12 protein-coding genes are annotated in these 12154 nt (G+C 75.2%); 8 read left to right on the top strand and 4 right to left on the bottom strand.

Going from position 1 to position 12154, the window contains the following annotated elements:
• Positions 1-2: 2 nt before the first annotated feature.
• Together KIK08_RS00130 and KIK08_RS00125 are read right to left on the bottom strand one after the other, a co-directional pair.
• Positions 3-785 (bottom strand): CoA-transferase subunit beta, encoded by a 783-nt coding sequence (locus KIK08_RS00130; protein ID WP_214400847.1) that lies wholly within the window; start codon positions 783-785, stop codon positions 3-5.
• On the bottom strand, positions 782-1630 hold the full coding sequence (locus KIK08_RS00125) for a CoA transferase subunit A (RefSeq protein WP_214400846.1): 849 nt from the start codon (positions 1628-1630) through the stop codon (positions 782-784). Before KIK08_RS00125 ends, KIK08_RS00130 begins: the two co-directional genes overlap by 4 nt.
• 145 nt (positions 1631-1775) lie before the next feature.
• Here KIK08_RS00125 and KIK08_RS00120 point away from each other — a divergent pair, with 145 nt between their 5' ends.
• The 3 genes from KIK08_RS00120 to KIK08_RS00110 all read left to right on the top strand — a co-directional run bounded on the left by KIK08_RS00120 (position 1776) and on the right by KIK08_RS00110 (position 5212).
• Positions 1776-2366 (top strand): TetR/AcrR family transcriptional regulator, encoded by a 591-nt coding sequence (locus KIK08_RS00120; RefSeq protein ID WP_214400845.1) that lies wholly within the window; start codon positions 1776-1778, stop codon positions 2364-2366.
• Positions 2367-2771: 405 nt separating this feature from the next.
• The gene (locus KIK08_RS00115) at positions 2772-3524 is read left to right on the top strand and encodes a tyrosine-protein phosphatase (protein WP_214400844.1); all 753 of its coding nucleotides are present in this window, start codon (positions 2772-2774) and stop codon (positions 3522-3524) included.
• Positions 3525-3640: 116 nt separating this feature from the next.
• The gene (locus tag KIK08_RS00110; RefSeq protein ID WP_214400843.1) at positions 3641-5212 is read left to right on the top strand and encodes an FAD-binding protein; all 1572 of its coding nucleotides are present in this window, start codon (positions 3641-3643) and stop codon (positions 5210-5212) included.
• Here KIK08_RS00110 and KIK08_RS00105 read toward each other — a convergent pair.
• A complete protein-coding gene (locus KIK08_RS00105) occupies positions 5197-6408 on the bottom strand; it encodes an MFS transporter (RefSeq protein ID WP_214400842.1) in 1212 nt (403 codons plus the stop codon). The genes KIK08_RS00110 and KIK08_RS00105 overlap by 16 nt on opposite strands.
• Before the next feature lie 100 nt (positions 6409-6508).
• Here KIK08_RS00105 and KIK08_RS39345 point away from each other — a divergent pair, with 100 nt between their 5' ends.
• On the top strand, positions 6509-7138 hold the full coding sequence (locus tag KIK08_RS39345; RefSeq protein WP_308257278.1) for a CGNR zinc finger domain-containing protein: 630 nt from the start codon (positions 6509-6511) through the stop codon (positions 7136-7138).
• Here the strand turns inward: KIK08_RS39345 and KIK08_RS00095 are convergent.
• Positions 7126-8202, bottom strand: a complete 1077-nt coding sequence (locus tag KIK08_RS00095) for a ferredoxin--NADP reductase (RefSeq protein ID WP_308257277.1) — start codon at positions 8200-8202, stop codon at positions 7126-7128. The two genes, KIK08_RS39345 and KIK08_RS00095, sit on opposite strands and share 13 nt — an antisense overlap.
• 164 nt (positions 8203-8366) lie before the next feature.
• On the opposite strand from KIK08_RS00095, the gene KIK08_RS00090 reads away from it, so the two are divergent.
• The 4 genes from KIK08_RS00090 to KIK08_RS00075 are packed head-to-tail and all read left to right on the top strand — an operon-like array spanning position 8367 to position 12134.
• A complete protein-coding gene (locus tag KIK08_RS00090) occupies positions 8367-9551 on the top strand; it encodes an acyl-CoA dehydrogenase family protein (protein ID WP_214400841.1) in 1185 nt (394 codons plus the stop codon).
• A 14-nt stretch (positions 9552-9565) separates the two neighbouring features.
• The gene (locus KIK08_RS00085) at positions 9566-10468 is read left to right on the top strand and encodes an alpha/beta fold hydrolase (protein WP_214400840.1); all 903 of its coding nucleotides are present in this window, start codon (positions 9566-9568) and stop codon (positions 10466-10468) included.
• On the top strand, positions 10468-11367 hold the full coding sequence (locus KIK08_RS00080; RefSeq protein ID WP_214400839.1) for a VOC family protein: 900 nt from the start codon (positions 10468-10470) through the stop codon (positions 11365-11367). Before KIK08_RS00085 ends, KIK08_RS00080 begins: the two co-directional genes overlap by 1 nt.
• On the top strand, positions 11364-12134 hold the full coding sequence (locus KIK08_RS00075) for an SDR family NAD(P)-dependent oxidoreductase (RefSeq protein WP_214400838.1): 771 nt from the start codon (positions 11364-11366) through the stop codon (positions 12132-12134). Before KIK08_RS00080 ends, KIK08_RS00075 begins: the two co-directional genes overlap by 4 nt.
• Positions 12135-12154: the final 20 nt, after the last annotated feature.

The following is a 12154-nucleotide window of genomic DNA, read 5'->3' as shown; positions in this document are numbered from 1 at the left end:
CCTCACCGGGGACGCACCTCGCGCTCGCGCAACCCGCGGGGGTCGATGACCTCGCGGATCAGCGCCAGCTCCGCCGCCGTGGGCAGCGGGGTGGTCGTCACGTCCTCGGCCAGCGCGAGGTCGAACCCGGTGGCCGCGACGACCTCGTCGACACCCACGCCCGGGTGCGTCGAGACCAGCCGCATCGCCCCGTCCGGACCGGCGAAGTCGAGCACCGCGAGGTCGCTGACGACGCGGCGCAGGTCGAGGAACTCCGCCGCGGTCGGCCCGGCCTGCGCGGCGCGGTCGTGACCGATGCCGCACACGACGTCGACCCGCTCGACGAACACCCGCGGGCTGTGCCGGCGCACCCAGTAGCTGGTGGCGTGGTTGGTCGTGTTGCCCGGCGCACCGCGCATGCCCAGCAGCGCGCGCGTGGGCCGGTCGAACGGGCCGATCGCGGACAGGTTCGCGTTGCCGAAGCGGTCGACCTGGACCGGGCCCATCATGACGTGGCGCCGCCCGGCCCAGCAGATGTCGAACACCGCCCGGTAGGGCAGCCAGCCCTCCAGCTCGTCCGGGGCGGCATCGACCGCCCACACGCCCGCCGCCAGCGCCGCCTCGCCGTCGGTGAGCAGCAGGTCGGGGTCGGTGGTGGCGCGGGCCAACCGGGCACCGATGGACGGGATCACGGTGATCGGGCTGGCCAGGATCTCCCCGTCGTCCCGCCACGCCCGCGCGCACGCGACGGCGCAGACCTCCGCGAGCGTCGCGGTGGCGGCACCGGCCTCCACGACGTCGGTCATGCCGTCGCCCCCACCGCGCGCTGGTAGCGCTGCTCGTCGCCGGCCAGGTAGCGCTCGACGAACGCCGCCCACGCCGCCGGGTCGCCCGCCGCGTCGGCGTAGGCCTTCTGGAACGCCTCGTCGCGGCCGTAGTCGGGCGCGCAGGAGGTGAAGTGCGCCCCGTGCGGGGCGTGCACCACCCCGTGGGTGTGCCAGCGCTGGATCAGCACGCTCTGCGGCGGACCGCCGGCCATCAGCTCCGCGGTCGGCACGACCCGTTCGGCCGAGACGTAGGCCCGCTCCGCCGCCTGGCAGAACAGGTCGTCGAAGTACGGGTCGGGGCCCAGGTACTGGGCGTTGCCCGCGGCGTCGGCGCGGTTCATGTGGACCAGCGCGGCGTCGAGCCGCAGCGCCGGCATGGCCAGCAGCTCCTCGTCGCCGTAGGGCGAGCGCACGGTGCGCAGGTCGGGGTTGAAGCGGCGCACGTCCGAGGCGAGCCCGGCGCGCGTCGGCAGGAAGGGCAGCCGGTTGGCCGCCGCCCGCAGCCCCCACTGCAGCATGCCCTCGTCGTACTCCGTGAAGCGCACGCCGCCGCGCTCGCGGGCGGCGCGGAAGTGCGGTTCGAGGGGGATCGAGTCCAGCGACACGAAGCCGTAGACCAGGTGGCGCACCTTGCCCGCGGCCAGCAGCAGCCCGGCGTCCGGGCCGCCGTAGGTGACCAGGGTGAGGTCGCTGACGTCGGACCGCAGCAGTGCCCTGACCAACGACATCGGCTTGCGCCGCGACCCCCAGCCGCCGATGCCGATCGTCATCCCGGACCTCAGCCGCGCGACGACGTCCGCCTCGGTCATGAGCTTGTCGACCATGCCACCACCCCGTCCCCCGCGACGACGTCGGCCGGACTGTACACGAGCAAGCGCTTGGTTGGAGCGCCGCGCGATCACCGGCCCGACGGTCCCGTGTAGCCTCGGCGACGAGCAAGCGCTTGGCAACCGTCGACGAGGAGCATCCGTGGCAGCACAGGGGGACCGCCGGTCGGCGATCCTGCGGTGCTCCGCCGATCTGTTCGCCAAGCAGGGCGTGGCCTCCACGACGGTCCGCCAGATCGCCGACGAGGTGGGAGTGCTCTCCGGCAGCCTCTACCACCACTTCCCGTCCAAGGACGCGATCGTCAACGAGATCGTGACCGCCTACCTCGACCAGCTCCTGAGCCGCTACCGCGAGGTCATGCGGGGCGAACGGGCCCCCCGGGAACGCCTGGAGCAGCTCATCGCCGCGTCGCTGCTCACCGCGGAAAGCGAGCCGAGCGCCACGCTCATCTACCAGAACGAGATGAGCTACATCCGCGAGCTGCCGCAGTACGAGGCCGTGAAGGCGGCCGCGGCCGAGGTGCAGCAGACGTGGATGACGGTGATCGAGCAGGGGCGGGCGGACGGGACGTTCCGCGACGACATCGACCCGCGGGTGTTCTACCGGTTCGTGCGCGATGCCGTGTGGCTGTCGGTGCGGTGGTACCGGGCCGAGGGGCCCTACACCGTCTCGCAGCTCGCGGCCGACTGCGCCTCGATCTTCCTGGACGGCTACGCGGCGTTCGAGGACTGACCTCCTAGCCCGCCGCCCCGGCCGCGGCCCGGTCCGCCCGGCGTACCTCGCAGCCCTGGCGTGTTCTCACAGACCCAGCGGTGTCCTCGCAGCCCGCCGGCGCCCTGCGACAACCCACCCAACGCTGCGCCACCCACCCAGCGCTGCGAGGACCGGCCCCCACCTCCGCGGACCGTCTTCGCAGAGTCGCCATGGTCTGAGCAGAGTCCACAGCACCTGCGAAGACCCCACCGCCCCTGCGAAGACGAACCCGAGCCCAGCCCGGGACCGAACGGGAAGCCCGGAACCTCCCCACGCCCCCTGCTCGATCAGAGGTCGCCCTCCGCGTAGGAGCCGCCGGAGGCCCCTGGAACACCGGCCCAACCGGAGACCCCCGCGGCAACCTCCCCGAGTTATCGTCCGCCGGTGAGCACCGCCGCCGAACCGGTACCCCCGCTGTGGCTCGACCTCGACGGAGCCCACAACGTCCGCGACGTCGGCGGCCTCCGCGCCGGCCAGCACACCGTCCGACCGGGGGTACTCCTGCGCGGCGACCACCTCGAAGACCTCTCGCCCGCCGCGGCCGCCCAGCTGTGCGACGCCACCGGGCTGCGGGCGGTCGTCGACCTGCGTGCGGTCGAGGAGGGGCCGGAGCCGGGGGGCTGGATGGCGGGGCGGGCGGTGGAGCGGCTGCACCTGCCGCTGGTCGACCTGACCCGGGTCAGCGCCGACGCGCCGCTGCAGCGCCCGGACGGCGGGATCGACTTCACCGCGGCCTACGGGCGGATGCTCGCCGGGGCCGGGCCCGCGCTGGTCGAGATCCTGCGGTTCGTCGTGGCGCCCGGACGGGTGCCGGTGCTCGTGCACTGCGCGGCCGGCAAGGACCGCACCGGGATCGCGGTGGCGCTGCTGCTGGCCGCGGCCGGCGTCGACGAGGACGACATCGCCGCCGACTACGCGGCGACCGGGCTGCGGATGGTGCGGGTGCGGCGGGCGATGCTGGCCCGCGGCGGGTACGCGAACATCCCGGTCACCGGCGAGTCGGCGCCGCTGGACGAGGCGCCGATCCGGGCCGTGCTGGGCGCCGTGCGCGGGGAGGGCGGGAGCGCGGAGTACCTGCGCCGCCACGGCGCCACCGACGACGACCTGGCCCGGTGGCGCGCGCTGATCCTCGGCTGAGCGCTGTCCCGTCCTGCTCAGCGGAACGGCCCGTACCGGTGGCGGGCGGGGCTGGCTAGCGTCCCGGCCAGATGGCGCCCGCGGACCGGGCGCGGCCGGACGACGAGAGGCCTCCCATGCCGGACCGTTCCGCCGACACCGTCGCGCTGCCCACCGAGACCGACGTCGTGGTCGTCGGCTCCGGGGCCGCCGCCCTGACCGGCGCCTACACCGCGGCCGCGCGGGGCCTGCGGGTGCTGGTGGTGGAGAAGACCGGGTACCTCGGCGGCACCAGCGCCTACTCGGGCGCGACGATCTGGCTGCCGGGCAACGGCGTGCTGGTCCGCTCGGGCGTGGCCGACACCGTCGAGGACGGCCTGGAGTACCTGCGCCACACCGTCGGCGACCGCACCCCCGCCGAGCTGCGGGAGGCCTACGTGCGCACCGGGCCCGAGCTCGTCGAGTTCCTGGAGCGCGACCCGGACGTCGAGTTCGAGGCGCTGGCCTTCCCGGACTACTTCGACGCCCCCGGCCGGGGCCTGCCGATGGGGCGCGGGATCTGCCCGCTGCCCCTGCGCGGCGACCGCCTCGGCGACCGGCTCGACCAGCTGCGCCCCACGATCGCCGCCGACCAGTACGACCAGCCGGTCAAGCGCGGCACGCTGTTCGGCGGGCAGGCGCTGGTCGGGCGGCTCCTGCTCGCCCTCGACCGCACCGGCAACGCCGCGATCCGCACCGGTGCGGCGCTGCACTCATTGGTCCTGGACCACGGACGTGTCACCGGCGTGCGCGTCGGGCCGGACGGCGCGGGGTCGGTCGGCGCCCGGGTCGGTGTGCTCGTCGCGGCCGGCGGCTACGAGTGCGATCCCGAGCGCCGCCGGGCGCTGCACGGCCTGCCCGGCGCGGACTGGACCTCCGCCGCCCCGGGGTCGAACACCGGTGACGCGCTGGCCGCGCTGCAGGGCGTCGGGGCCGCCGTCGACCTGCTCGACGAGGCCTGGTGGTGCCCGGCGACGCTGTTCCCGAACGGGCGCGCCGCGTTCACCCTCGGCCTGCAGGGCGGCATCTTCGTCGGCCCCGACGGCGCGCGCTTCGGCAACGAGTCGCTGCCCTACGACCGCATGGGCCACCTGCTGCACGAGCGGATGCGCCGGCACGGCCCGGACGCCGGGTTCTGGTGGGTGTTCGACTCGCGGACCCCGAGCGTGCCCGGGATCTGCCAGCCGATGCCCGACCCGGAGCGGTTCCGGGCCGCGGGCCTGTGGCACAGCGCCGGCACCGCGCACGAGCTGGCCGCGGCGATCGGCGTGCCGGCGGATGCACTGCGGGGGACCGTCGAGCGGTTCAACGGTTTCGCCCGCGCCGGCGCCGACGCCGACTTCCACCGCGGCGAGGACGACTACGACCGGTTCTTCGCCACCGGCACCGGCCCCAACCCCGCCCTGGTGCCGCTGGAGCGGGGCCCGCTGCACGCGGTCCGGATCGTGCTCGGCGACCTCGGCTCGAAGGGCGGGGCCCGCATCGACCCCTCCGGGCGGGTGCTCGACGGCGAGGGGCGGCCCATCCCCGGGCTGTACGCGGCGGGCAACTCCGCGGCGTCGGTCGCCGGGCACGTCTACCCCGGCCCGGGGGTGCCGCTCGGGTCCGGCATGGTCTTCGCCTACCGGGCGGCGACCGCCATGCGGGAGGCGACTCAACCGGTGGGCTGAACCGCCGGGTACCCGCGGACCGGCCCGCCGAGGCGCGCGCGGCGGCGGGCCGAGGACAGGCGCGGCTCGGCGAGCAGCACGGCGAGGGCGCCCAGGCTGAGCAGCGCGCCGGCCAGGGCCGTGCCACGCACCCCGAGCGGCAGGAGCGCGGCGCCGAGCAGGGCGCCGCCGGCGATCCCGACGTTGAACGCCGTCGACATGCCCGCGGAGGCCATGTCCGTGCCGTCCGGGGCGACGGCCAGCACCCGGGCCCCCAGCACCGCCGTCAGCGCCGACAGGCTCAGGCCGGCGACCGCGACGGCCGCCGCCGCGACGACGGGCACCGCCCCCAGCAGGAACTGCGCGCCGAGCGCGACCGCCTGCAGGCCGACCACGGCGGTCATCGTCAGCCACGGGTTCCGGTCGACGACCGCGCCGACGGCCAGCACGCCGAGCACGCCGCAGACCCCGCGCACGAGCAGCAGCGGCCCGACGGCGGCGAGCGCGAAGCCGCCGACCTCGACCAGGAACGGGCTGACGTAGGTGAACGCGGTGAGCGCGCCCGCGACGGCGAGCGCCGTGGAGGCCAGCAGGGCGAGGTAGCGGCCCCGGTCCGGGTCCGTCCCGCGGTCGGCCGACCCGCCACCGCGGGCGGTGTCGGGCAGCAGCGTGGCCACGACCAGCAGCGGGACCAGGCCGAGCGCGGCCACGGCCAGGAACGCGGCGCGCCAGTCGACCACCTGCCCGAGCCACGTGCCCGCCGGGACCCCGACGACCGCGGCCAGCGAGCTGCCGGCGTAGAGGATCGACAGCGCGCGGCCGCGGGCAGGCGCCGGGACCAGTGCGGCCGCCGTCGGGGTGACCGTCGACCAGAACAGGGCCTGGCTGAGCGCGACGACCAGCCGGGAGGCCAGCAGCAGCGGGTAGGCGTCGGCGAGCGCGCTCACGGTCGTGCCGACCGCGGAGACGCCGAGCAGCACGGCCAGCAGCCGGCGCCGGCGGATGCGCCGGGTCCAGCGGGTGAGCGGGATCGTGGCGACCACCACGACCAGGCCGTAGCCGGTGACCAGCAGCCCCACGGCGGCCTGTGCGACGTCGAGGTCGGAGGCCATCAGCGGCAGCAGGCCGATGGGCAGGGTCTCGGTGGTGACGAAGACGAACGTGGACAGCGCCAACGCGAACAGCGTGATCACCGACCGGGCGGGACCGAGCGACATGCTTCCCCCTTGATGGCGTTTTGATGGTAGCTCGGACGTTACCGGGGAGCACCGACAATCCACTACCGCCATGGGGGTTTCATGGTGGTAGCTTCTGGGGGTGGGTCCGTTGAACGTCGTCGGCGGGCACGTGGCGCTCGACCTGGTGAACACCGTCGAGCCGCGCGTGCCCGGCGGAACGGTGGGCACGGACCACCTCGGGACCCCCGACGACCTGGCGCGGTGGGCAGTGCGGGGGGCGCTGCTCGACGACGAGGAGGCCGAGCGCGTGCGCCGGGCCTGGACGGACGGCGACGGCGGCGCCCGCGCCCACGCGGCGACCCTGGAGATCCGCGAGGCGACCTACGCCGTGCTGCTCACCCAGCTCGGTGCCGCCGACGGGGCGAACGCCGCGCTCGACGTGCTGGTCGGGCACTGGCGCCGGGCGATGGGGCGCTCGACGCTGTCCTTCGCAAGCACCGACGACCGCCTGCGGGTGGGCACCGACCCGGAGCTGGTCGTCCCCGACCGCCTCGCGCACGCCGCGGTGGCGCTGCTGCGCACCCTGGACGTCCGCCAGCTCAAGGCGTGCCCGCTCGACGAGGGCGGCTGCGGCTGGCTGTTCCTGGACCGCAGCCGCAACGGCTCGCGGCGCTGGTGCTCGATGGGCGACTGCGGCACCCGGGCGAAGTCCCGGCGGCTCACCGAGCGGCGCCGGGGCGCCCGCAGCGGCGTGCCTCAGTCGTCGTAGGTCACCTCGACCTCGTCGGACACCGGCCTCGACTGGCACGCCAGCACCCAGCCGTCGTCGAGGTCCTCCTGCTCCAGCACCTCGTTGTGGGCCATCGCGACCGCACCGGAGCGCAGCCTGCAGGAGCAGGCGCTGCACGCGCCCTCCCGGCAGGAGTAGGGGGCGTCCAGGCCGGCCTCGCGCAGCAGGTCGAGCAGGAGGGTCGAGCGCGGCCAGTCCAGCTCGTGGCGCCCGCCGTCGATCGTCACGACGAGGCGGGCGGTGGGGTCGGCGGCCGCGTCGATCTCCTGGGCCTCGGCCGGTTCGGCGAACGGGTCCGACGACAGCGACAGGTACCGCTCCAGGACCACCCGGTCCGCCGGCACGCCCGCCTCGGCGAGCGCCGCGACCACGGCCGCCATGAACGGGGCGGGCCCGCAGACGAACGCGGCCTCGCGGTCGCGGTGGGGCTCGGCGAGATCGCGCAGCCGGGCGACGGTGGGCAGCCCCTCCGCGCTCTCCAGCAGGTGCCGCAGCACCATCCGCCCCGGGTAGCGCGCGGCCAGCTCCCGCAGCCGGTCGGCGAAGATCACCGACTGCTCGTCGCGGTTGGCGTAGCAGAGCACCACCGTCCCGGAGCCGCGCTCCAGCACCGACCGGGCGATCGACATGATCGGCGTGATGCCGCTGCCCCCGGCGAACAGCAGCAGGTCGGCGTCGAGCGAGGCCGGGGTGAAGCGCCCGGCCGGCGGCAGTGCCTCCAGCTCGTGGCCGGGACGCAGGTTGTCGCAGATCCAGTTGGACACCGCGCCGCCGGCCACCCGCTTGACCGTGACGGTCAGGTGCTCGTCGAGCCCGGGCACGCCGGCCAGCGAGTAGCAGCGGGCCGCCGTGCGCCCGCCGCTGCCGGGCACGCGCACCGTGAGGAACTGGCCGGGGGCGTAGCGGAAGCGCTCGGCGTGCTCCGGCGGCACCTCCAGCACGACCGAGCGCGCGTCGGCCGTCTCCACGACGACCTCGCGCACCCGCAGCCGGCAGCCCCCGCGGACACCGGCGGTACCGGCCTGCTCGGGGGTCGTGGTCACGGCTCGACGCTAGGGAGCCCCGCTCGACCGCGGCCATCCGGCCTCCCGGTCAGTGGGAGCGCCGGTGGGTTCGCCCGCGGCGGGTCCCTAACGTCGGTCGCGCCGCCCGCCGCGCCCGGACCGTCGCGGGCGCACCGGAGCGCGGATCGGGCAGGGAGGCACCGATGACGCACGAAGTCGTGCACCAGGTGGAGGCACTCGCCCCCCGCCTGGCCGCGGCCGCCGCCGAGACCGAACGGCTGGGCAGGCTCTCGGCCGACTCGGTCGCGGTGGTCAAGGAGGCGGGCGTCATGCGCCTGCTGCAGCCCAAGGACTTCGGCGGCTTCGCCGCGCACCCGCGCGACTTCGCCGAGGCCGTCATGGCGGTGGCCGCGCACTGCGGCTCGACCGGCTGGGTGTGCGGGGTCGGCGGGCTGCACCCGTGGGAGATGGCGCTGTGCGACCGCAGGCTGCAGGAGGAGGTCTGGGGCACCGACCCGGACACCTGGATCGCCTCGCCGTACATGCCCAGCGGGGTCGCCGTGCCCACCGACGGCGGCTACCTCCTCACCGGGCACTGGCAGTTCTCCTCCGGCACCGACCACTGCGACTGGATCTTCCTGGGGGCCGCGGTCGGCGACGCGGAGGGCAAGCCGCTGCGGCCGCCGAAGGTGCTGCACGTGGTGCTGCCCCGCGCGGATTACACGATCGTCGAGGACTCCTGGAACGTTGTGGGGCTTTCCGGCACGGGCAGCAAGGACGTCGTCGTCGACGGCGCGTTCGTCCCCGGCTACCGCACCATCAGCGCGGCCGAGGTGGCCGAGGGCGAGCTGGCCGCCGAGCGCGCCGGGCGCACCGACACGGTGTACCGGCTGCCGTTCTGGTCGATGTTCCCGCTGGGCATCACCGCCGCGGTCATCGGCATCACCGAGGGCCTGCTGCGCGAGCACTACGCCTACCAGCGCGACCGCGTCTCGGTGTACGGGACCAGGATCAAGGAGGACCCGTACACGCTCTACGCCATCGGCGAAGCGGCGGCCGAGATCGCCGCGGCGCGCACCCAGCTGCTCGACGGCATCTCCCGGGCCTACGACGTGGCCGAGGCGGGCAAACCGGTCACCTTCGAGCAGCGCGCGATCATCCGGCGCAACCAGACGCGCAGCGCCTGGCGGGCGGTGCGGGCCGGCGACGAGATCTTCGCCCGCTCCGGCGGCAACGCGCTGCGCCTGGACAAGCCGATGCAGCGGTTCTGGCGCGACTCGCACGCCGGGCTGCACCACGCCATCCACGTGCCCGGCCCGGCCTACCACCTCGCGGCGTTGGTCGGGATGGGCGTCGAGCCCGCCCCGCACCAGCGCATCACCACCTGACCGCCGGAGAGCCGATGACCTCCACCACCGCCCCCGGCCTCGACCGGGAAGGGACCAGCCGCACTCTCGACGGGCCGGAGCGCATGCACTACCACCGCGCCGGCTCGGAGAGCGGCACCGCGCCGGGCGTGCTGCTGCTGCACGGCTCCGGGCCGGGGGTGAGCGGCTGGGCCAACTTCGGCCCGAACGTCACGGCGTTCGCCCGCGAGCGCACCGTCGTCATCCCCGACCAGCCCGGCTTCGGCGCCAGCTACCGCCCCGACCTGACCACCCCGTACATGCGGACCTCCGCGGCGGCCGCGCTGCGGGTGCTCGACGCCGAGGGGCTCGACCGGGTGGACGTGGTGGGCAACTCGCTGGGCGGGTCGGTGGCCGTCGAGCTCGCCCTGACCCACCCCGACCGCGTCCGCCGGCTCGTGCTCATGGGGCCCGGCGGCATCGCGCCGCCGCTGCTGGCGCCCCAGCCCACCGAGGGCATCCGGCTGCTGGTCGAGTTCTGCGAGGACCCGACCCGCGAGCGGCTGGTCGGCTGGATGCGGGCGATGGTCGGCGACCAGCGCTTCCTCACCGAGGAGCGCATCGAGGAGCGCTGGCGCGCGGCGTCGGCGCCCGGCGGCGTCGACTTCGTGCGCGACTTCTACCGCGCGGCCATGGCCGCGATGCGCTCGAACCGGGTGCCGGGGGTGCCGGTCTGGGCGCGGCTGGGCGAGATCCGGCAGCCGACGCTGCTCACCTACGGCCGCGACGACCGGGTGACACCGCTGGAGACCGCGCTGCACCCGCTGCGCGCCATCCGCGACGCGGAGCTGCACGTCTTCGGCGGCTGCGGGCACTGGGCCATGCAGGAGCGCCAGGTCGAGTTCGAGCGGGTGGTGCTGGAGTTCCTCGGCCGCGAGGCCACCAAGGAGGAGACCTGATGAGCGACGTCCGGGCACTCGGGTACGTCCGGGTGCGCGCCACCGACATGACCGCCTGGAAGGAGTTCGCCGGCGAGGTCATCGGCTTCGCGCTCGGCGACGGCCCCGAGGAGGGGGCGCTCTACCTGCGGATCGACGAGCGGCCGGCGCGGTTGGTGATCCTGCCCGGCGACGAGGACCGGGTCGAGGCCGTCGGCTGGGAGGTCGGCGACCGGGCCGCGCTGGCCAGGGTGCAGGCCGCGGTCGAGGGCGCCGGGCTCGCGGCCAAGGCGCTGACCGCGGAGGAGACCGGCGTCCGGCGCGTCGAGGCCGGGTTCGCCTTCGAGGCGCCCGGCTCCACCCCCACCGAGGTCTTCCACGGCGCCGCGCTGGACCACTCCCCGCTGGCCACGCCGTTCGGCAACCGGTTCGTCGCGGGGGAGCTCGGCCTGGGCCACGTCGTCGTCCCGGTCGACGACATCAACGGTGCGTTCGACTTCTACACCGACACCCTCGGCTTCCGCAGCCGCGGTGCGTTCCGGCTGCCGGCCCCGCCGGAGTACGGGCCGATCCGGCTGCGGTTCATGGGCGTCAACCCCCGCCACCACAGCCTGGCGATCATGCCGTCGCCCGGGCTGAAGCCGCCGGCGCTGGTCCACATCATGGTCGAGTGCGAGACGCTCGACGAGGTCGGCCGGGCGCTCGACCGGCTGACCGCCAAGCGCTACCACCTGTCGTCGACGCTGGGGCGCCACACCAACGACAAGATGGTGTCGTTCTACGTGCGCACCCCCGGAGGTTGGGACCTGGAGGTCGGCTGCGACGGCGCCCTCGTCGACGACGAGCACTACTCGGCCGAGGAGATCACCGCCGACAGCTACTGGGGGCACCGCTGGGACTTCGCCGGCAGGGAGGTGTGAGCGGCAGGCTCGACGGGCGCCGGGTCCTGGTCACCGGCGCGGCGTCCGGGATCGGGCGGGCCTGCGCGCTGCGCCTGCTCGACGAGGGCGCCACCGTCTGCGGGGCCGACGTCGTCGAAACCGGGCTGACGGAGACCGCGGCGCTCGCCGAGGTCGCGGGCACCGGCGCGCGGTTGAGCACCGAGCGGCTCGACGTGTCGGACGAGGCCGCGGTGGGCGCGACCACCGGGGCGGTGCTCGCCCGGCTCGGCGGGCTCGACGCGCTGGTCAACGCGGCCGGCATCCTGCGCGCCGGGCACACCCACGACTTCGCGCTCGACAGCTGGGAGCGGATCATCGCGGTCAACCTGACCGGGACGTTCCTGACGACCAGGGCCGCGCTGCCCGCTTTGCTGGAGGCCAGGGGTGTGGTGGTCAACTTCAGCTCCACCTCGGCCGACTTCGGGCACCCCTACATGGCGGCCTACGCGGCCAGCAAGGGCGGGATCGACGCGTTCACGCACTCGCTGGCCGTCGAGTACGCCAAGCGCGGGCTGCGCGCGGTCGCGCTGCAACCCGGCAGCATCGACAGCGGGATCACCCGCGCCACCGCCGACGACCTGCCCACCGACGTCGACTGGACCCTGTTCGGCCGGCTGATGCCGCTGCTCGGGAAGGGCATGGCCGACCCGGGCGTGGTCGCCGCGGTGGTGGCCATGCTCGTCTCCGACGACGGCCGGTTCATCACCGGCACCGGCATCCGCGTCGACGGCGGCACCCACGCCTGACCCTTCTCGCCCGCGAGGTT

Origin of the sequence: Pseudonocardia lacus (assembly GCF_018531445.1) — a bacterium.
Lineage (GTDB): Bacteria > Actinomycetota > Actinomycetes > Mycobacteriales > Pseudonocardiaceae > Pseudonocardia > Pseudonocardia lacus.
This window is presented reverse-complemented; position numbering and strand designations above follow the sequence as displayed.